The sequence below is a fragment of the Empedobacter sp. EJD.6dd genome (genome assembly GCF_057369435.1).
Genome location: NZ_CM170667.1, coordinates 2,081,258 through 2,102,925, shown reverse-complemented (window position 1 = coordinate 2,102,925; position 21,668 = coordinate 2,081,258). Strand labels below are relative to the sequence as shown.

Sequence of the window (21,668 nt, the reverse complement as noted above, 5' to 3'; positions counted from 1 at the left end):
CTTTATTTGGCTTTAACATCTAATGTCTGTTCAATATAAATATCTTTAGTTGGTTCTATTGGATCTTTCCCAGCCCAAACTCTAATAGTATTTACTCCAACTTTTTTAGGAGTGAATTTATATGTTTTTGTAACAGATTTTTTATCAGTTACACAAGTTGACCCATTAGTTTGCGTACCATATGCACCAATATTTTGGATACTATCATTACTTCCAGTTAATTCTTTGAATGTAACAAAGTTTTGACAAGAACTGTTTGTAGTAAATGTGACATGAACGTTTGTTTGTTGACCAACTGGCTGTACAGAGTCAAAATTTACATTAATTTTCGTTGCAACAAAAAATCCATCTGTTGTATAAACATTATCAGAATCATCAGTGTTTAAACAACTAAAAGTTGATAAACCTAAAATTCCTACTACAGCTAAAGTGCTTAATCGTTTGATTGCTTTCATATTATTGTGATTTATTTATTTTTTTATTTTTCTTTAATATCGAAAACGATAGAATCGTTAAAAGTATCTTTGTTGTCAGATGATTTACCTGTCCAGAATTTTAAGGTATATTTACCTGCTTTTTTTGGAGTGAATTTTAATGTTTTAGTTTCTATACTTTCAACAGGTAAACAAGATTGTCCACTTCCTTGAGAACCTAAAACACCAATATAGTGAACAGAATCGTTACTTCCTTGTAATAAACTGAATTGTATAAATTCTTGACATGAATTTGTTTTCGAAAAACTTACTCTAACATTTGTCGTTTGATTTACTGGCATTATAGAATCTTGATTATAAGTAACGCCTTCAGTTGTAAAATACCCATAATTTGTAAAATCCGAATCATCATTATTTAGACAACTAAATGTTGTTAATCCTAAAACGCCCACTAAAGCAAACATGCTTAATCTTTTCATTAATTTCATTGAATGAGTTTTAATTGTTATAAAAGTAAGACTTAGATTTTTTAAAATGGTTGCGTAAAAATATTTTTTTTAACAGTATTAATTAAAAAATCCTCTTGAAAATCAAGAGGATTGCATTGTTAGAAAAGGTTGTAAACTTTAGTTAGGTCAATCCGAAACATTTTTAATAATTGGATCTGAGTGACATCTACGCTCTAAAGATTACAAAAACAATAAAAGGTTGCGTGAAACTTTTACTTTTTTTTCAATTTTATTTTTTTAAATCACTAACGATAAGATTTGCAGTTCTTTCAGAAGCTCCAACTCCTCCAAGTTTATGGTATAAATTTTCGTAATTCTCTAAAATTTGTTCTCTTTTTGGCGAATTTAAAATTAAATCTAATTCTCTTTTAATATTTTCATATGTTAAATCGTATTGAATTAATTCTTTTACAACTTCTTCATCCATAATCAAATTAACTAACGATATGAATCTAATATTTTTTACCACGCGCTTTCCGATTTCGTACGAAATCGCATTTCCTTTGTAGCAAACAACTTCAGGTACTTTTAGTAAAGCTGTTTCTAATGTTGCTGTACCAGACGTAACCAAGGCTGCGTGAGAAATACGTAATAAATCGTAGGTTTTATTTTCAACAATTTTCAACTGATTTCCTGCTATTTTTTTATAATTATCAATTGGTTGAGATGGCGCTCCTGCAACAACAAATTGATAATTAGGAAAATCTTTTTCTACAGAAAGCATCAAAGGTAATTTGACTTTTATTTCTTGCGTTCGACTTCCTGGAAGTAGGGCAATAATAGGTCTTTCGTCTAAATTGTGATCTTTTCTAAATTGTACTTCATCAATTTCTGGAAGATTATCCAACGAATCTAATAAAGGATTTCCTACAAAGTCTACTTTGTAATCGTAACGTTGATAAAACTCTTCCTCGAATGGAAGAATCACAAACATTTTATCAACTACTTTCTTTATTTTATGAACGCGTCCTGTTTTCCAAGCCCAAATTTGTGGCGAAATATAATAGTAAACTTTAATTCCAAGGTTTTTTACAAACTCTGCAATTCTAAGATTAAAACCAGGATAATCGACCAAAATAACGGCGTCTGGTTTGTACGCTTCGATATCTTTTTTGGCAACAGAAATATTTCCTAAAATTGTTCTCAAATTCATTACAACTTCGGCAAACCCCATAAAGGCTAAATCTCTGTAATGTTTGACCAAAGTTCCGCCTTGCGCTTGCATCAAATCGCCTCCCCAAAATCTAAATTCAGCTTGTGGATCTTTTAATTTTAATTCTTTCATTAAGTTCGATGCGTGCAAATCGCCCGAAGCTTCACCTGCAATGATATAGTATTTCAATGGAAATCATTTTTCTTCTTACAAAGATAGGAGAAATCTATAAGTGGAGTAGATTTCAATGTTTTTTATTCCGTAAATTTACTCTTTCAAACAAAGAAAAATGTCAGACGAAATTATAAATAAAGTTGCCAATAGTAGTTTAGTAACAATTGATTTACAGGATTTTTATCCTGATGGTGATCGTGTTGTTTTTGACTTGAAAGATTGGTTGTATGAAGAATTGATTCTTAGAGAGAAAGATTTTAGAGAAAATCTAAAAAATCATAATTGGACACAATACCAAGATAAGTATGTGGCATTAACATGTACAGCGGATGCGATAGTTCCGTCTTGGGCTTATTTGCTAGTTGCAACTTATTTGTCGCCAATTGTAAAAAGAGTTGTACATGGAAGTTTACAAGATTTAGATACGATTTTATATACAGAAATTGTTGATCATTTACCTTATGATGATTATGTTGATGGAAAAATTATTGTGAAAGGTTGTTCTCACAAACCTGTGCCAGAATCGGCTTATATTCAATTAATAGAACGTTTACAACCAATTGTAAGCTCGTTGATGTTTGGAGAAGCGTGTAGTACGGTTCCACTTTATAAAAAGAAGAAATAAAAAAATCCGCTCAACGAGCGGATTTTTTACACATGAATAAAATCGTAATCTATTTATTGATTAGTTCTGAAAACTAACTTATTATCTCCTGGTTTTTCTTCGAAATAATCGATTAAAACCGCATCATTATCATTAATAGTTCCTTTCAAAATTTCTTTAGAAAGTTCATTTAAAACATCTTGCTGAATTACTCGTTTCAATGGTCGTGCTCCAAACTGAGGATCGTAACCTTTTCTTGCTAAATAATCAACAGCTTCTGGCGTAATATCTAACGTAATATCGCGTTGAGCCAATTTTTTAGAAACTCCGCTTAAGTAAATATTCACAATTCCAGAAATTTGATTTTCGCTCAATGGACGGAACAAAATAATTTCATCAATACGATTCAAAAACTCTGGTCTAAAGTTTTGTTTCAATTCCTCAAAAACGATATCTTTTGTTTCGTCATAAACTTGCGCAACATTGTTTTCGTCAATGTTCGAAAATTTATCCAAAATCGTATGCGAACCAAAATTCGATGTCATAATGATAATCGTATTTTTAAAATTGACCACACGACCTTTGTTATCTGTCAAACGTCCATCATCCAAAACTTGTAATAAGATATTGAAAACGTCTGAGTGTGCTTTCTCAATTTCGTCCAACAAAATAACAGAATAAGGACGACGACGAACAGCTTCTGTTAACTGACCACCTTCATCGTAACCAACGTAACCAGGAGGCGCTCCAACCAAACGAGAGACCGCATGACGTTCCTGATATTCGGACATATCGATACGCGTCATCGCATTTTCATCATCAAATAAGAACTCGGCTAAAGCTTTTGCTAATTCTGTTTTTCCGACACCAGTTGACCCTAAGAATAAGAACGAACCGATTGGTTTTCCTTCGTCACTAAGACCTGCTCGAGAACGACGAATTGCATCTGAAACTGCTGTAATTGCTTCTTCTTGACCTAAAACACGTTTATGTAATTCATTTTCTAAATTCAATAATTTTTCACGGTCAGATTGCATCATTTTCTGAGCTGGAACTCCAGTCCATTTCGATACAACTTCTGCAATATCATCGGCATCAACAAACTCTTTTACTAATTTATTTTGTTTGTTTTCTTCCAGATTATGTTCAGCTTCTTCTAAATTATTTTTAGCATTAACTAAATCTTCAAATTCTAATTTAGATGCTTTCGCGTAATCATAATCACGTTTTGCGCGCTCAATTTCGAATTTTATGTTTTCGATGCTTTTTCTTAAGTCTTGAACTTCATCTGCACGATTTCTTTCCGCTTCCCATTTCGAATTCAACTGATTTCTTTCGTCTTGAAGATTTGATAATTCTTCTTTCAAAAGATTCAATTTTTTCTCATCATTTTCACGTTTTATTGCTTCAATTTCGATTTCTAATTGAATGATTTTACGATCTAATTTATCTAAATCCTCTGGTTTAGAATTCATTTCCATTCTCAACTTAGAAGCTGCTTCGTCCATTAAATCAATGGCTTTATCTGGTAAAAAACGATCGGTGATATAGCGAGTTGATAATTTTACAGCCGCAATAATTGCTTCGTCTTTAATTCCAATTTTATGATGTTGCTCGTATTTATCTTTGATTCCACGTAAGATTGAAATTGCAGATTCTTCATCTGGTTCTTCTACCATTACTTTCTGGAAACGACGCTCTAAAGCTTTATCTTTTTCGAAATATTTTTGATATTCATTTAAAGTTGTTGCACCAATCGAACGTAATTCACCACGAGCCAAAGCAGGTTTCAAGATATTTGCTGCATCCATAGCACCTTCTCCGCCACCTCCAGCACCAACAAGTGTGTGAATCTCATCGATAAATAAAATAATTTCTCCATTAGAAGCTGTTACCTCTTTTACAACAGCTTTCAAACGCTCTTCGAACTCACCTTTGTATTTTGCTCCAGCAACCAAAGCTCCCATATCCAATGAGAAAATCTGTTTATTCAAAAGGTTTTCTGGAACATCTCCATTGATAATTCGGTGTGCTAAACCTTCTGCAATAGCGGTTTTACCAACACCTGGTTCACCAATTAAAATCGGATTGTTTTTTGTACGACGTGATAGAATTTGTAGCACACGACGAATTTCTTCATCACGTCCAATAACAGGATCTAACTTTCCTTCTTTCGCTAAATCGGTTAAGTTTTTAGCATATTTGTTTAATGAATTATATGTTCCTTCTGCATTTTCTGAAGTTACTCTTTCTCCGTTTCTCAACTCTGATACTAATTTTTTTGTGTTTTCGAATGTTACACCTCTATTTTTTAGTAATTGACTAACAGGTGATACATTCTTTATAATTGCTAATAATAAATGCTCTAAGGTGATAAAATCATCTGTCATCTCTTTTGCAATTTCTTGTGCCGATTGCAAAATTTGGTTGGATGAATTGGAAAGATGATTTCCTTGTTGACCTTCAATTTTTGGATATTTATTAATTTCTAAATCTAACTCAGGTTTCAACATATCCATTTTTACACCTTGTTTTTCTAAGATTAAGGATAAGACATTTTCATCAACATCTATCATTCCTCCTAAAATATGAGCAGGTTCAATCGCTTGATTTTTGTGCGCAACTGCGATTTGTTGCGCTGCTTGGATCGCTTCACGACCCTTTATTGTAAATTGATTAAAATCCATTGGTTCTTAGTTTTTTATATTGGTTTTGTATGTTCTTAATTCATCAAAAAAAATTCCAAAGTAGAAATCAATCTAAAAAACTGACTTTTTGACTTTATTGAATAAAAAAAGGAGACATTTTGACAACATCTCCTTTCGGTTTAAAAATTTTTATAGGTTTTAAAATAATCCCTCTACAGATAAATAGCGTTCACCAGTATCGTAGTTGACAGTTAATATTTTCGCATTATTTTCAATATTCTTCAGTGTTTTAGAGACTGCAGCCAATGAAGCTCCAGTTGAAATTCCGACGAATAAACCTTCATCTCTAGCTATTTTTTTAGCAAATTCGAACGCTTCTTCTTTCGTAATTTGAATTGATGAATCAATAATTGATGTATCTAAATTACCAGGAATAAAACCAGCTCCAATTCCTTGAATAGCATGCGGACCAGGATTACCTCCTGAAATGACAGGAGAGTCTGTTGGTTCTACAGCGATAACTTTTGTTGAAGAACTGACTTCTTTCAAAGCTTTACCAATACCAGAAAGATGACCTCCTGTTCCAACACCAGTGATAAAATAATCAATTCCTTCAGGAAAATCATTTAGAATTTCTTTTGCTGTTGTGTTGTAATGAACCGTGGGATTCGAACTATTTTCAAATTGCTGCGGAACCCATGCGCCTTCTATTGTTTCGGCTAATTCTTGTGCTTTTGCAATAGCTCCTTTCATTCCTAATTCTTTAGGGGTCAAAACAAATTCAGCACCATAAGCCTCCATAATTTTTCGTCTTTCAATTGACATAGATTCTGGCATCGTGATAATCATTTTGTATCCTTTTACAGCTGCTACAAATGATAATCCAATTCCAGTATTACCCGAAGTTGGTTCTATAATTGTTCCTCCTTGTTTCAGAATTCCAGCTTTCTCAGCATCTTCAATCATGGCTAAAGCAATTCTATCTTTTATAGATCCTCCAGGATTTTGTTTTTCTACTTTGATGTAAACATTATGGTTTGGAAATAGTTTATTTAATTTAATAATTGGTGTATTTCCTATGGTTTCTAAGACATTGTTATAAATCATTGTGAATAGGTTTTTAGATGATATAATTATGATGTTGTTCTACTTTTTGTTTTTTGATTTGTGGTTGATTATTTTGGTAAACGAGCGAATTATCTTCAATACTTTCTGTAATCCAAACGTTTCCACCGATAACAGAATTTTCTCCAATAACAGTTGTTCCTCCTAAAATTGTTGCTCCAGCATATATGGTCACATTATTTTCAATTGTCGGATGACGTTTTTTATCGGCTAAATTCTTTGAAACATAAAAAGCGCCTAACGTTACTCCTTGATAAATTTTAACATCGTTTCCAATAATGGTTGTTTCTCCAATCACAATTCCAGTTCCGTGATCGATGTAGAAATTTTTTCCGATTGTAGCTCCTGGATGAATATCAATTCCCGTTTTAGAATGTGCATATTCTGAGAAAAAGCGTGGAAGAATAGGAGTATCAAGTTGAAATAAAATATGTGCTAAACGATGTACAGCAATGGCAAAAAAACCAGGATAAGCTAATAATATCTCAATTTCTGATTTAGAAGCAGGATCATTTGAATAGAAAACAAAGATTAATTCTTCTAATTCTTCTCTAAGTTTAGCAAATTGATCAAAAAAATAAAGACTAATCTTATTTGACTTTTCTTCGGGAACAATTTTTAATAAAACTGAATTGAATTGATTTAATAAATCTTCTTTTTTATAGGATGGATTAGGTTGTTGAAAAATTTCATCATAAATAATCGATTCAATTAAAGGTTCTAATTCCGTTCTATTAAATGGTAAACTATATCTTGAAAGTTGGCTCATTTTTAAAATCTATAAACTCTATAAAAATAGTAGACAAATATATGATTTTTTTTAATTTTCTCTAATTAATTGAGCTAAAAATGTGTTTTTTGTAAAAAAAGAGAATGCTTAAAATATTATTATGTTAGCATAATAGTACACTGTTTTGACTTTTTTAAATAAAATACAATAATATTTATTTAAAAATAATTGTAAAATTAATGTTTTGATAATTAGAGTTATAAATGAATTTAATTGTTAAAAAGTAAAAAATTTTATAAAAAATAATGAATAGTGTTTTATTTACACTAAAAAAGAGTTATTTTAGTGAAATAAATTTTAAAGGATAAAAATATGAAAAAATCAATTTTATTCGGATTATTCTTTATGTTGACATCTTTAATGTATGCGCAATCACCAATTGGAACATGGAAAACAATTGATGATGAAACAAAACAGGCGAAGTCTTACGTAGAGATTTTCGAGAAGGATGGGAAACTTTATGGAAAAGTCACTAAGATTTTAACAAAAGGAAAAGAAGACGCGAAATGTACAGATTGTGCAGGAGCGTTAAAAAATAAACCAATTTTAGGAATGCAAATTCTTTCTGGTCTTAAAAAAGATGGAAATGAATGGAACGGAGGAAGAATCCTTGATCCTAATAACGGAAAAGAATACAAAGCAAAAATGTCATTGAATGGTTATGACAAACTTGATGTTAGAGGTTATATCGGAATTTCACTTGTAGGAAGAACGCAAACTTGGCAGAGAGTTAAATAAATCAAAACAAAAACGAAAAGGTTACTCTGAGTAATCAAACCCACAAAATTTTACTCTATAATGACTATTTCTAAAAAGAATAGTCATTATTTTTTTTGCTTAAATTTGTAGCGTCATTTTCTTGACAAAATAAAATTATAAAATGAGTTTATACAGAAATCGAGCTATCTCGTATATAAAGCCATATAAAACGTCTTTTATTTCGGCAATTATTTTCAATTTGCTTTATGCTATCTTTAATATTGTAGCATTAGCATTTATGATGCCTATTCTAAGTGTTTTATTTGATGAAAAGAAAAAAGATATTATTTCTAAACCTATTTTTTCTGGTGAATTGGTTGATCTGAAAGATTTTTTCTCAAATTATTCAGCTTATTATATGCAACAAATTTCACAAACTGAAGGTCCAATTTATGTATTAGCCATTTCATGTGTTATTTTTATTGTAGCGTTTTTATTTAGAAATATTTTTAGTTTTCTATCGGAAACTTGTTTGGTCGATATGCGATCAGGTGTAACACGTGATTTACGCGTTGATATTCACAATAAAATCATTGATTTACCTGTTGCATATTTTACTGAAAAAAGAAAAGGAGATATAATTAATCGCATTTCGAGTGATGTAAACGAAGTAGAATCGAACATCTTAAATTCTTTCGTAGAAATTATTCGATCTCCTATTATGATAATTGTTTTTGTATGCGTATTGTTTACAATTAGTTATCAATTAACCTTGTTTGCGATTTTGGTTTTTCCTGTTATGGGAACAATTATTTCGTTGATTGGAAAAAGTTTAAAAAAAGCTGCAGTTCATGCACAAGACGAATTATCAAATATCATTACATATGTTGATGAAACATTGACTTCTTTAAAAATTATCAAAATTTTTAATGCAGAAGATCAAGTAAAAGGACGTTTTGATCAATCGATCAATCGATATAGAGAATATCTTCAAAAAGTAATGAAAAAACGTGCCTTGGCATCACCAACAAGTGAGTTTTTAGGTGCAATTACAATTGGGTTAATAGTATTCTTCGGTGGTAAATTATCATTAGAAGGAAATGGATTAACAGGTTCTGAATTTATTTTTTATATCGCAACTTTTTATACATTATTGGATCCAATCAAGAAATTCTCGAAAGCATTATCAGATATTCAAAAAGGAGAAGTTTCTGCTAAACGTATTTTTGAAATATTGGATGCAGATGTTTCGATTCAAGATTTACCAGATGCAAAAGGAATTGATGTATTTGAAGATAAAATTGAATTTAGAAATGTAACGTTTGCTTATGGAAAGCATGATGTGATTAAAGATTTTAATTTAACGATTAATAAAGGAGAAACGGTTGCTTTAGTTGGGCAATCTGGTTCTGGAAAATCTACTTTAGCTAATTTAATTACACGTTTTTGGGATGTAAAATCTGGTCAAATATTAATTGATGGAATTGATATCAAGCATATCAAATTACACGATTATCGATTGTTATTTGGATTGGTAACGCAAGATTCGATTTTGTTTAATGATACTATTTTTAATAATATATCATTAGGTGATAAATTTCCGAGTCAGGAAAAGGTGGAGCATGCAGCTAAAATAGCTAATGCGGAAGAGTTTATTATTAAAATGCCCGAAAAATATCAAGAATCAGTTGGTGAAGGAGGAAGTAAACTTTCTGGTGGACAAAAACAACGTCTGAGTATTGCGCGTGCAGTTTATAAAAATCCTCCAATAATGGTATTAGATGAAGCAACATCTGCTTTAGATACAAAGTCGGAGAAATTGGTGCAAGTAGCTTTAAATAATATGATGCAAAATCGTACTTCGTTAGTGATTGCACACAGATTATCGACAATACAAAACGCTGATAAAATTGTGGTGATGGAAGCAGGGAAAATTATTGAAGAAGGAAATCATCATTCATTAATTGAGAAAAAAGGTGTTTACGCGAATTTGGTGAACATGCAAAATTTTGAATAATTAACCTATTATATTTTAAAAAAAGCTTCGAATTTCGAAGCTTTTTTTGTGTTTTTATATTAAATCGATTTGATTTCAAATCCTAATTGTTTCCAATCTTCCCAAAATGTCGGATAAGATTTTTCAACAACCATTTCATTATTAATACGAATAGCATATTTCTGAGCCAAAGGCGCCATACACATCGCCATTCTGTGATCATTGTAAGTTTCTAAAGTTGGTGTTTCAGAAAAATCATTGTAACCATCTATTGTTAAAGAATCATCAGTGATAGTTATAATTGCGCCAAACTTTTCTAATTCATTCTTAAGTGCAACCAAACGATCAGTTTCTTTTATTTTTAACGTTTCTAAACCTGTTAATATACACTTCAATTTTAACCCAACACAAGTTGCAGCGATTGTTTGCGCAATATCTGGCGTATTGATTAAATTTAATTCAATTGTGGGTTGAGGTTGAAAATTAGCATCATTTTTTAAACTTAAAATACCATTTTCGAACGTAGAAATTACTCCAAAATTCTCGGCATAAATATGTTGTAATGCTGAATCTCCTTGTAAAGAATCGTTGAAATACGTAGAAATTTTAACTTCAGAATTTTGTGATAAAGCAATCAAACTATAAAAGTAAGAAGCAGAACTCCAATCCGATTCGACTTGTAAAGTTTGTGCTTCGATGCTATTTGTAAAAGGAACTTGAATTGTGTTTCCTTCAAAAGTAGCCTTAATTCCAACTTTATTCAATAACTGAATTGTCATTTGAATGTATGGAATAGAAATAATTTTTCCATCAAGATTTATCGTTAATCCATTTTCTAATTTTGTTCCAATTAAACACAACGCTGTGATATATTGCGAACTGATATTAGAAGGGATTGTAATAGATTCTTTGGTTAATTTTTTTCCAACAATAGACAAAGGCGGATAACCTTCATTTTCTTGATAAGAAATTTCTGCACCCAATTCGTTTAACGCATCTACCAAAACCTTTATTGGTCGTTGTTTCATTCGATCAGAACCTGTTAGCGTTACTTTTCGTCCGTCTTGAATAGAAAAATAAGCCGTCAAAAATCGCATTGCTGTTCCAGCGTGATGAATATCGATTAAATCTATTTTGTTTGCTAAAGCTTTTTGCATTAACTGAGAATCTTCTGAATTTGAAACATTTTCTAATGTCAAAACATTCTCAAATAATTGATTTAATAACAACAAACGATTACTCTCGCTTTTAGATCCTGTTACTGCTAATTGATTATTTATAGGTGATTGTAGTGCTGAAATTTCAATCATATTTATTTTAATTTATCGTTGTTTTGATGACGATCGTGGTCGCGTTTTGTTTTGTAATCTAATTTTTTGTAGAAAGCAGATTCTAAATCAACACCAGTTTGATTTGCTAAGCAAAGCGCAACAAAAATAACATCCGCTAATTCTTCGCCAAGATCTTTGTTTTTATCTGATTCTTTTTCCGATTGTTCTCCGTAACGGCGAGCAATAATACGCGCAACTTCTCCAACTTCTTCTGTTAGTTGTGCCATATTTGTTAACTCGTTAAAATAACGAACACCATGTTCTTTGATCCAATTATCTACATCTAATTGTGCTTGTTTAAGGCTCATTTTATTCTAAATTTTTAAAAGATAAAGGTACAAAAATAAAAAGCCAACTCGAGTTTGGAGTTGGCTTTATTCTATCTTTAGAATATTTTTTATTGTTTAACTAAAATCACTTGCTGACTTTCGGCATTAATGATATTTGTTAAAAATTCTTTCAATGGTTTGTAGTATTGTGCAGGTAATGTACTATAAGGCATTACTTTTTGAGCTTGAGCAATAATGTATCCATCTTTCTCGATAACCTTAAAAGCATATCCACCAGCTTGATCTGGCATTGTGAATTGTTTTTCTACAGGTAAAGATTCTACTTTATATCCTTCAGGTATTTTAATTTTCACTGTATTTGTATTCGTAATTGGCGCACCAAATTCGATATTATACGTACGTTGTTCCAAATTCAAATTATGTTTTGTGTTTGTTACAAAAAGAAAAGGATTGAAAAGGATTTTATTTCCGGCAACATCAACTTTTACATCTTCAAATTTAAATTGATGACGAATATTATTTTGATTGTTATCTTGTGTTTTGAAATCAGAAATTTCGAAATTATAATCTTCTACAAATTCTTTCTCGAAAGCTTTAGGATCATCTGCGATTTCGTTTTTATCAAACATATAAAAGTAGTTATCTCTGACATTAGAAAATTGACCTTTCAAGCTTCCATCAGCAGACAAATCAGCAGTAATTGATATTTTATTATTTGTCATTACAGAATTACGTAAAGGAACTTCTTTGATTCCTTTGTCGTTTACCATAAATCCACGATCGTTAATCGCTCTTAAAGGTAATAAGTTAATTTGAGAATTTTTGTCTGTTGCGTCCATTAGATAAAAATCGTTATCCACATTTGCACCTACAATAACATAATTCAATTTGCTACGAGTAGGAAAAGAATAATTGATTAGACCATTTTGTAAAGAACTTAACACAATTGGATTAGCTTCTAGGCCTGCTTTGCGTAACATTGTTGTTAGTAATAAGTTGATATCTGCTGAATTTCCAGATTTTTCGTTAAATGTTTTTCGAATTCCTTTTTCTGTTGTTTCGCTTAAATAATCATTCCAAGTAAAATTCTTTTTGACATAATCAAAAATGGCTGACATTTTTTCGATATTTGTATTTTTTCCAGCTATTGTTGCATTTACTGTTTCATCTAAGAAGTTATTTCCATTTAATTGTCGACCAAAATCTTCTTGATCCATCAAGTCTTTTCCAATGCGCTCCCAACTTGTTGTAAAATTTTCTGATGTTCTTCCTGGAGCTACAAAAGAAGCTAATTCGAACTGAATACTTGCTAACATATTTCGTGGATTAAGCACATATGCTTCGCGAGAATATGATGGTAAGTTTGCTAAAGAATAAGTTTGGGTATTAATTTTCATTTTGGCATTATCTACACTAGAATTTTGTGTTGTTCTGCCATAGATATCACTTTCTCTTTTATTGTGGATTATATAATTATCTTCCTTTGAGTTTTTTGAAATTTTAGGTGCAAAACCACCCCTCAAATCTTGTTGATAATTAAAATATTCTTGATTTTGGAATGTAAAATTACTTGCAACGACTGGTATTGATTGTTGGAAATACCAAGTGTCTGTTTGTCTAAAAAACGGAGAAATAATTTCGTATGAATACTCTAAAATAGAACCATTTTTTACATTAGGAAATGTCAAGGTTTGTTTGTCCAAAAAACGATGAACTTTATCTAAGAAAATATCTTTTCTCTCTACTTTTTGTTCAACAATTTTTCCATTTTCTAAGTTATAAGTAACAGCTTTTAAGGATAGTAATTTATCTTGATCAGATCCCGCACTTTTATAAAGAGGAATTTCTATTTTTAGAACATCGTCAGGTGTTTTATCTTTATCAAAGATAATCATGCGATAATACACTTTTTTAGTATGTTCCACACCTCCTTGATTGGTATTAAAGCTGACTTTATAATTTCCGTCTGCATACAAAACTTCTGCAGGTGCATCTGCCTGAATAGTGCTTTTCGTTTTTTCGAAATCTTGTTTTGATATTTTTCCAAACTTTACATCTTGTGCAAAACTCGAAATCGTAGCTACAGATGCTACAATAGTGAATAAAGTTTTCATATTAGTGTGTTATAGTTTTTCTAATAATAATTTAGTGTTGTCGTATCCCGCAATTTGTCTACGAAATTCTACATAATCATTGTATTTTTCCTTTGCAAATTCCCCAGGAAATTGTTTGTAAATACGTTTAATCTCAATAGTTGCATTTTCTTTAGGATTGATTTCTAAAAGATATTCTCCAAAAGCAGATTTCACGGTAATTGCATCAAATTTTTGTGGTAATCTATAACCAGCAGGTAATGCAAGCGAATAGGTTACTTGGTCAACATATCCTGATTCAATTTTAAAATCAAAATTTCTGTCTTTTGCTTTTTTCAGAGAGGTTTCTTCACGATTTACAGGAATCATATTAATGATGATATTATTTCCTTGAATTTTAGCGTAATTAGGAACTGAAAAATCAAAATCTGAAGTGAAAATTGCATTTTCCCAATCATTTTTAAATTCCTTTTTCTTGAAATTAATTCCTTGTAAAGATGAAAATCTGTTTTTTAAACGCACATCAAGATCTTTTTCACTTAGTTGATTGTATCGAGCTAAATTTTCATAAATCAATCCTTTTGATGTTTCTGTAAATTGAAAATTTAAAGTTCCGTCAGTTGAAATAGTTGCATTTCCGGTTACTAATAATTGATTGTCTTCTGGTTTGAAACTTTGTGAAGGAATAATTTTCCCGCCTTTTTCATCTAGAATAAAAACTTTTCTATTGGCAGTAAAATCGCCTAAATAATTAAAAGCAGAAGATTGACTTGTCGTTTCTAACCAAATATCTTCGTCTTTTAACGGGACATATAAAATAACATGGTCACCTTGTAAATACATCATATCTTCTGTCATATCTTGAGCAGAAGAACCTGAATGGACTTCGGTATAATAGGATTTGATACCAACAGCATCTAGCATAGACATTGTATAATTTGTTAACGCTTTACAGTCGCCATAACTTTTACTTTCTACATAAGATGCAGGAAACGGGGAAAGTCCTCCAATTCCCAATTGTACACCAATGTAACGAACTTTATTTTGGAGATGTTTATATAAAATCTGAACTTTTTCACGGTCTGATTTTGCATCTTTTACAAGATTTTGAAAAAATGCTTTTTGAGCTGATGTAAAATCTTGTTTTCCTCCAACTAAATAATTATAAGTCCATTTTCCGTAATCATTCCAGTTATCAAAAGTTCCTTTTACACCATCTATATTAATTTGGTTAGAAGCTAATACAGCATTAGGAAAAATGTTTCTAATACTTAACATTTTATCCTCCTCGTTAAAAGCAGAAATATTGTTAAATGTATACTTTAGATTATTTGTATCTCCTTCTTTTTGAATGTTAAATCCTACAAAATTATTTTCTTTTAGACGAATAATAGAATTTGTTTTATTCGTAAAAGTATAAGTAGATTTTTCGACAGATAAATTTGGGGCTTTTATCGGGAACCATTTCGGAATCCCAATTGTATTTTTACTTGTTGTCGAAATTTTATATTGAATTGTATAAGGATACTGAGTTGGAGTAAAATTAAGGTATTTGATACGGTCATCTGTGTACATTTGTCCGCTGCTCACATAACTTTGATCACTAAAATCCTTAGACTTAAACTTCTTGATTTCCTTTCCGTTTGCATCAAATAAAGTTGCTTCTAATACATCAATTTTGATGTTTGGATTGTAATACGCTTGCGCACCAACATAGTTATCACCAGCCTTACTCAAAACAGTAACCACAACGTCTTCGGTGTATTTAAGTTCATCAACTTTTAAAAGTTCAATTTTTTCATCGTTTTTACGGATGACAGCATAAGCATCTTTCACTAAATCTGCAGGAATTTGATCTACTGCATAGTTTTGTGCAAAAGAAAACGAACTGATAAATAAAGTTGTAAAAAGTAGAGTTTTTTTCATTCAATATTAGTGTTAAGTTTATTATTCTTTATTTTTTGAATCGATAAAAATGGTAACAGGTCCATCATTCAACAATTCAACCTTCATGTCCGCACCAAAAATTCCTTTTTGTACAGGTTTAAAATTTGTTTCTAAAACAGTCAAAAACGACAAATATTGCTCTGTCGCTAAATCGGGTTTCGAAGCTTTGATGTAAGAAGGTCTATTTCCTTTTTTTGTAGAAGCGTGTAATGTGAATTGTGAAACAACTAAAATATCTCCATTTGTTTGTTGTATATCTAAATTCATAACATCGTTTTCATCATTAAAAATTCGTAATTGAATGATTTTTTTAGAAATCCATTCAAAATCCTCTTTTGAGTCTTCAGGCTCAAAACCAACTAAAGCTAAAATTCCATTATCAATTTTTCCAGATATTTCACCTTCAACTATTACAGAAGCATGTTGTACGCGCTGTAAAATCACTCGCATAATTGTATGTATTAAATTTAAAAATTACTCGAAATTTAAGAAAATTTTAACAAATAAAAAAGCGTTATAAAAAATAATGATTTATAACGCTAGGTGTAGTTTAAGTTAAGCAAGCAATCGCTTTATGTTTAAGTTAGTTGGTTAAAATATATTTCCTCATCTACGATTATAACATAATCTAATTCATACAAATTAGAAATTTCTTTTGCTGAAATTAATTGTTGTTCGATCTCTCGTAGTTTTGTTTTTTTATTCTCAACAACCCATAATTTATTAGGATTAATTGGCTTCCAATTTATTGTTTTCAGATGTTCCAAAAATTTTTCCTTTTGTTCTTTTGTACATTCTACAAAATCCAACGCAATTTTAATCGATAAATCGCTCATTCAATTAATTTTATCAAAAATAGAATGAGTCGTTGGATTATTTTTACGTGAAACCGTAATTTGAGAAATAAAAAAATCCTTTTCTTAAGAAAAGGATTTTTTTATTGAATCTTATTTATCTGTGTAAATATCTTCTTCTAAAAAGGTAAGATAATTTTCGTAGCGAGAAATAGCTATTTCTCCATTTTCTACGGCATCTCGAACGGCACATTTTGGCTCGTTGACGTGAATACAATTATCAAATTTACAATTATGTTTTAAATCTAAAATTTCGGGAAAATAACCTTGTAATTCAGTTTTATCGATATGGACTAAACCAAATTCTTTAATTCCAGGTGTATCGATAATGAAACCTCCAAAAGACCATTCGTACATCTGCGCAAAAGTAGTGGTATGTTGTCCTTTACTATTAAAGTCTGAAACTTCGTGCGTTTTGATGTTTAAATCTGGATTTAAAGTGTTCAATAAAGTAGATTTACCTACACCAGAATGTCCAGAAACTAAACTTACTTTGTCTTTCATTTTAGCTTTTACTAAATCAAGATTTAATCCTGTTTCAGCAGAAATATCAAGACTTTCGTAACCAATAGGATTGTAAATAGATTTGTAAATTTCTAACTCAGCCATTTCATCTTCTGTATACGAATCCATTTTATTGAATAGTAGAACAACAGGAATATGATAAGCTTCGGCAGTAATTAAAAAACGGTCAATAAAACCAAAAGAAGTTTTGGGATTAGAAAGCGTTACAACCAAAAATGCTACATCAATATTAGATGCAATGATGTGTGTTTTTTTGGAAAGATTAACCGATTTTCGGATAATATAATTTTTACGATCATGTATATTCGTAATCACTGCAATATCGTCTTTATCAATTTCAAAATCAACCTCGTCTCCAACCGCAATTGGATTGGTGTGCTTGATATTTGCAATTCTAAATTTCCCTCTAATTCTTGCCTGATAAGTAGCACCATCTTCCGTAAGAAGATGATACCAGCTACCAGTAGATTTTATGACAATTCCTTTCAATATTGTTTAAATTTTTTCTTCCTTTTTTACCATAATTTGGTTTTGTTGCGCAACAGATTCTTGGTGAATAGCTTGCAATAATTTATCAACAAAATCTTCAGATAAACCTAAAGAAACTCCTGCTTTTACAGAATTATCTTTGATTTGTTTCCAACGATCTGGCTGAAAAACCGCGACATTATGTTCTTTTTTCAATTCTCCGATAGAGTTTGCAACTTTCATACGCTGAGCAATTGCATCTAAAATAGAATTATCTAACTCATCAATTTGATGACGTAAATTCTGAATTCCAGTTTTGTAAATTGCATCTGGATCATCAGAAACACGAATTTCTAAATCTTTCAAGATTTCCAATAAACGAGCTGGTGTTACTTGTTGAGCTGCATCAGACCAAGCTTCATCAGGATTGTTGTGTGTTTCGATCATCAATCCATTGTACTCGAAGTTGAATGCTTGTTGTGCAACATCAAATAATCCAGTTCTATTTCCACAAATATGCGATGGATCACAAATAATAGGAATATTTGGTAATTTATTTTTGAAATCTAATGCGATTTGCCATTGTGGATCATTACGGTATTTTGTCTTTTTGTAAGATGAGAAACCACGGTGAATAGCACCTAAATTTTTGATTCCTTGACCTTCTAAACGTTCCAACGCTCCAATCCATAGATCTAAATCTGGATTTACTGGATTTTTCACTAAAACAGTTTTGTCTGTATCGCGTAAAGCTTCTGCAATTTCTTGAACAGTAAACGGATTTACAGTAGAACGAGCACCAATCCATAAAACGTCAACATCATACTCTAACGCTAATTTTGCATGATTTGCATTGGCGATTTCAGTGGCAATTTTCATTCCGAATTCGTCTTTTACTTTTTTCAACCAATTTAATCCGATTGCTCCAACTCCTTCGAAACAGTTTGGTTTTGTACGAGGTTTCCAAATTCCAGCGCGAAAAACTTGTACATAATCTTTGTCCAAATCTTCAGCGATTGTCATCATTTGTTTTTCACTTTCTGCACTACAAGGTCCAGCGATGATCATTGGTTTGTCGTATTCTTTAATCCAGTTATTATTTTCCATAATATTTACAAATTTAAGGTTAAATATTTATTTTATTTGAGAGTAATTATTTCTTTATTTATTTAATATTCGACGTATGTCGTTTGTGTTTTTCAAATATTGATGAATAGTCATTGCATCTTTTTCTTCAATCATTTTTCGGATTTTGGAAATCTGTGTCTGATAAGCATCAATTGCATTGAGTAAATTTTCTCGGTTCTGAATCAAAATTGGTGTCCACATATCAGGCGAGCTTTTCGCTAAACGAACCGTCGATTCAAAACCAGAACCAGCCATGTCAAAAATTGCATCTTCGTTTTTTTCTTCTTCTAAAACCGTTTGTCCTAAAGCAAAAGACGTAATATGAGAAAGATGAGAAACGTAGGCAATATGCGCATCATGCGCATCAGATGTCATTGTTTTGACATTCATCCAAAGGGATTGATAAATTTTTCTTACTTTTTTAACAGCTTCTTTTTCACTTTCTTCAACATCACATAAAATGGCTACTTTGTTCAAAAATAATTCTGGGAAAGCAGCTTTTGGCCCTGAATTTTCTGTTCCTGCAATTGGATGCGTTGCAACAAACTGTTTTCTTTTGGGATGATTTGCAACTTTTTTACAAATTCCTGCTTTTGTCGATCCCATATCCATTACGATTGTTTTATCATTAATTTGATTTAAAATCTCTGGTAAAACTTTCTGAATTGAATTAATCGGAACTGCAATCACCACCAAATCTGATTGAGAAAGTGCCTTATCTAAAGGAGCTATTTCGTCTACGATTCCTAATTCTAATGCTTCAATTTGATGTGCAACATTTTGATCAACTCCAATTATTTTTTCGGCAAAACCAACTTTTTTCAGAGCTAAAGCAAACGAACCTCCGATTAATCCTAAACCGATTACTGAAATTGTTTTCATGCTTCTAATCTTTTTTTGACTTCAATTAACTTCTCGACTGGCGCGCAAAGAGAAAAACGAATAAATCCTTCTCCATTGCTTCCGAAAATACTTCCTGGTGTAATGAACACTTTTTTATCGTGTAAAACTTTATCAATAAATTCTTTGTCATCTTTTCCTTCAGGAAGCTTTGCCCAAATAAACATTCCTGCTGCATTGGGATTATATTTTACATTTAGAATATCTGCAATTTCCCAAATGATTTTTCTTCGTTCTGCGTATACTTTTGTTAACTCTTCGTACCAAGAATTGTCAACTAAAAGTGCTTTAGTAGCGGCTTTTTGTATCGCAAAATTCATTCCCGAATCCATATTTGACTTTACCTTTAAAATAGAATTGATAAAATTTTCTTTACCAATTACCATTCCCACACGCCAACCAGCTATATTAAAGGTTTTGCTTAACGAATTCAATTCAATACAAACATCTTTTGCGCCTTCAATTGCTAACATACTTGTCGGCTCATCATTTAGGATAAAACTGTATGGATTGTCATTTACAATTAAAATATTGTGACGAGTTGCAAACGCTATTAATTTTCTAAGAACTTCTTTTGGAGCTTTAGCTCCTGTGGGCATATGCGGGTAATTAATCCACATTATTTTTGGTTTTTGTTCGGCTAACTTTTCTAATTGTTCAAAATCTGGTAACCAATCATTTTCATCTTTCAAATCGTAGAACAAAGGTTCTGCTTGTACTAATTCTGTAACAGATGAGTAAGTTGGATATCCAGGATTTGGAATCAAAACTTTATCACCTTCATTCAAAAAAGCCATCGAAATGTGCATAATTCCTTCTTTAGAACCCATAAGTGGCAAAATTTCAGTTGAAGGATTGGCTTCTACATTAAATTGATTTTTGTAAAAGCTCGCCATAGCTTCTCTCATTTCTGGAATTCCACGATAACTTTGATAGCCATTAATTCCGCTTTGAGAATTTTTGATTAATTCCTCGATAACATCTGGATGAGGTTGTAAATCTGGACTTCCAATTCCTAATGAAATAATCGGAATATCAGTTTTCATGTTCGCTATTTCTTGTAATTTTTTCGAGAAATAATATTCCTGAACACTTTGTAATCGTTGGGCTTCTGCTATCATTTTTTTCCCAGTTTATATTCGCCTAATATTTCTAAATCCGTTAATTTTCGAGCAATTTTTCCTAGCAATTCATAATATTGTTCTTTTTGCTCGAACGTTATATCGATGTGAAAAGAATATTCCCAAGGTTTTTCGATAATCGGAACAGATTGTATTTTGTCCATATTTATTCCACATTCAGCTATTTGATTTAGTACATCTACCAAAGCACCAGCCTTGTGTGGAACTGAAAAACGCATCGAAACTTTGTTGAAATCTTCGTAATCATTGTGCTCGCGTTGCAATACAAAAAAGCGAGTAAAATTATCTTGAAATGTTTGAATGCTTGACGCTAAAATGTCTAATCCATAAACTTCTGCTGCTTTTCTTGAGGCAATTGCCGCAACATCATTCAAATCTTGTTCTACAATATCTTTCGCTGTTAATGCGGTATCGATATCATTTACAACTCGCCAAGTTGGATGTTTTTCAAGGAACTTGTCACATTGTAGCAATGCCATTTGGTGCGAACGAACTTCTTTTACATCGTCTAAAGTTTGCCCTTTTTTGACCATTAATTGATGTTGAATTGATAAATAAATTTCTCCAACAACTTTCAAATTGTATTTCGTTAACAGCGCATAATTTGGTAAAATAGCTCCAGCAATTGTGTTTTCTATTGCCATTACCGCTTTGTCAACTTTTCCTTTTGCAAGAGACTTTGCTAAGGTTTTGAATGTATCACATTCTACAATTTCGATATCGTTTCCTAAATAATTATTGGCAGCTTCGTGATGATATGAACCAATATAACCTTGTATTGCAACTCTTGTTTTCATTTTTTTCCACAAAAAAAGTCCCACAAAATGCGGGACTTTATTATTATCTTATGTTGATGTT

Annotated in this window: 20 protein-coding genes; 3 read left to right on the top strand and 17 right to left on the bottom strand. The window is 31.2% G+C overall.

The features are described 5' to 3' along the window. Window positions 1-2: 2 nt before the first annotated feature. From AC2I98_RS10000 to lpxB, 3 genes are all read right to left on the bottom strand, one after another. On the bottom strand, window positions 3-455 hold the full coding sequence (locus tag AC2I98_RS10000) for a hypothetical protein (RefSeq protein WP_486411544.1): 453 nt from the start codon (window positions 453-455) through the stop codon (window positions 3-5). A 23-nt stretch (window positions 456-478) separates the two neighbouring features. Further along, complete coding sequence (locus AC2I98_RS09995; protein WP_486411543.1) at window positions 479-922, bottom strand: hypothetical protein; 444 nt, start codon at window positions 920-922, stop codon at window positions 479-481. A 250-nt stretch (window positions 923-1,172) separates the two neighbouring features. Next, window positions 1,173-2,285, bottom strand: coding sequence for a lipid-A-disaccharide synthase (gene lpxB / locus AC2I98_RS09990; protein WP_486411542.1), 1,113 nt, complete (start codon window positions 2,283-2,285; stop codon window positions 1,173-1,175). 100 nt (window positions 2,286-2,385) lie between these two features. On the opposite strand from lpxB, the gene AC2I98_RS09985 reads away from it, so the two are divergent. Then, window positions 2,386-2,895 (top strand): DUF2480 family protein, encoded by a 510-nt coding sequence (locus tag AC2I98_RS09985; RefSeq protein WP_486411541.1) that lies wholly within the window; start codon window positions 2,386-2,388, stop codon window positions 2,893-2,895. 53 nt (window positions 2,896-2,948) lie between these two features. Here AC2I98_RS09985 and clpB read toward each other — a convergent pair whose 3' ends face one another. The 3 genes from clpB to epsC form a co-directional block, all read right to left on the bottom strand. Further along, window positions 2,949-5,561, bottom strand: coding sequence for an ATP-dependent chaperone ClpB (gene clpB, locus AC2I98_RS09980; RefSeq protein ID WP_486411540.1), 2,613 nt, complete (start codon window positions 5,559-5,561; stop codon window positions 2,949-2,951). A 159-nt stretch (window positions 5,562-5,720) separates the two neighbouring features. Beyond that, a complete protein-coding gene (cysK, locus tag AC2I98_RS09975; RefSeq protein ID WP_486411539.1) occupies window positions 5,721-6,629 on the bottom strand; it encodes a cysteine synthase A in 909 nt (302 codons plus the stop codon). A 13-nt stretch (window positions 6,630-6,642) separates the two neighbouring features. Beyond that, complete coding sequence (gene epsC, locus AC2I98_RS09970; protein ID WP_486411538.1) at window positions 6,643-7,416, bottom strand: serine O-acetyltransferase EpsC; 774 nt, start codon at window positions 7,414-7,416, stop codon at window positions 6,643-6,645. 333 nt (window positions 7,417-7,749) lie between these two features. Here epsC and AC2I98_RS09965 point away from each other — a divergent pair, with 333 nt between their 5' ends. Together AC2I98_RS09965 and AC2I98_RS09960 are read left to right on the top strand one after the other, a co-directional pair. Beyond that, a complete protein-coding gene (locus tag AC2I98_RS09965) occupies window positions 7,750-8,175 on the top strand; it encodes a DUF2147 domain-containing protein (RefSeq protein WP_486411537.1) in 426 nt (141 codons plus the stop codon). A 142-nt stretch (window positions 8,176-8,317) separates the two neighbouring features. Then, a complete protein-coding gene (locus AC2I98_RS09960) occupies window positions 8,318-10,153 on the top strand; it encodes an ABC transporter ATP-binding protein (RefSeq protein WP_486411536.1) in 1,836 nt (611 codons plus the stop codon). Between the two features lie 59 nt (window positions 10,154-10,212). Here the strand turns inward: AC2I98_RS09960 and AC2I98_RS09955 are convergent, their stop codons facing one another. From AC2I98_RS09955 to AC2I98_RS09905, 11 genes are all read right to left on the bottom strand, one after another. Then, window positions 10,213-11,442: a 3-phosphoshikimate 1-carboxyvinyltransferase gene (locus tag AC2I98_RS09955; protein ID WP_486411535.1), complete on the bottom strand. Its 1,230-nt coding sequence runs from the start codon at window positions 11,440-11,442 to the stop codon at window positions 10,213-10,215. 2 nt (window positions 11,443-11,444) lie between these two features. After that, a complete protein-coding gene (locus tag AC2I98_RS09950) occupies window positions 11,445-11,771 on the bottom strand; it encodes a nucleotide pyrophosphohydrolase (protein WP_135834709.1) in 327 nt (108 codons plus the stop codon). An 89-nt stretch (window positions 11,772-11,860) separates the two neighbouring features. Then, window positions 11,861-13,867, bottom strand: a complete 2,007-nt coding sequence (locus AC2I98_RS09945; protein ID WP_486411534.1) for a transglutaminase domain-containing protein — start codon at window positions 13,865-13,867, stop codon at window positions 11,861-11,863. A gap of 9 nt (window positions 13,868-13,876) precedes the next feature. Continuing rightward, window positions 13,877-15,772, bottom strand: coding sequence for a DUF3857 domain-containing protein (locus tag AC2I98_RS09940; RefSeq protein WP_486411533.1), 1,896 nt, complete (start codon window positions 15,770-15,772; stop codon window positions 13,877-13,879). A 21-nt stretch (window positions 15,773-15,793) separates the two neighbouring features. Then, window positions 15,794-16,243, bottom strand: a complete 450-nt coding sequence (dtd, locus tag AC2I98_RS09935; protein WP_486411532.1) for a D-aminoacyl-tRNA deacylase — start codon at window positions 16,241-16,243, stop codon at window positions 15,794-15,796. Between the two features lie 128 nt (window positions 16,244-16,371). Beyond that, on the bottom strand, window positions 16,372-16,629 hold the full coding sequence (locus AC2I98_RS09930) for a hypothetical protein (protein ID WP_486411531.1): 258 nt from the start codon (window positions 16,627-16,629) through the stop codon (window positions 16,372-16,374). A 111-nt stretch (window positions 16,630-16,740) separates the two neighbouring features. Further along, window positions 16,741-17,661 (bottom strand): ribosome small subunit-dependent GTPase A, encoded by a 921-nt coding sequence (rsgA, locus tag AC2I98_RS09925; RefSeq protein WP_486411530.1) that lies wholly within the window; start codon window positions 17,659-17,661, stop codon window positions 16,741-16,743. Between the two features lie 6 nt (window positions 17,662-17,667). Then, complete coding sequence (locus AC2I98_RS09920; protein ID WP_038333224.1) at window positions 17,668-18,747, bottom strand: bifunctional 3-deoxy-7-phosphoheptulonate synthase/chorismate mutase type II; 1,080 nt, start codon at window positions 18,745-18,747, stop codon at window positions 17,668-17,670. Between the two features lie 54 nt (window positions 18,748-18,801). Continuing rightward, window positions 18,802-19,650, bottom strand: coding sequence for a prephenate dehydrogenase (locus AC2I98_RS09915; RefSeq protein ID WP_486411529.1), 849 nt, complete (start codon window positions 19,648-19,650; stop codon window positions 18,802-18,804). Then, window positions 19,647-20,789 carry a pyridoxal phosphate-dependent aminotransferase gene (locus AC2I98_RS09910; protein ID WP_486411528.1) on the bottom strand — a complete coding sequence of 381 codons (1,143 nt, stop codon included), beginning with the start codon at window positions 20,787-20,789 and terminating at the stop codon, window positions 19,647-19,649. The genes AC2I98_RS09915 and AC2I98_RS09910 overlap by 4 nt, the downstream gene beginning before the upstream one ends. Further along, entirely contained in the window at window positions 20,786-21,607 is an 822-nt protein-coding gene (locus AC2I98_RS09905) for a prephenate dehydratase (RefSeq protein ID WP_486411527.1), read from the bottom strand. Before AC2I98_RS09905 ends, AC2I98_RS09910 begins: the two co-directional genes overlap by 4 nt. Between the last annotated feature and the right edge of the window lie 61 nt (window positions 21,608-21,668).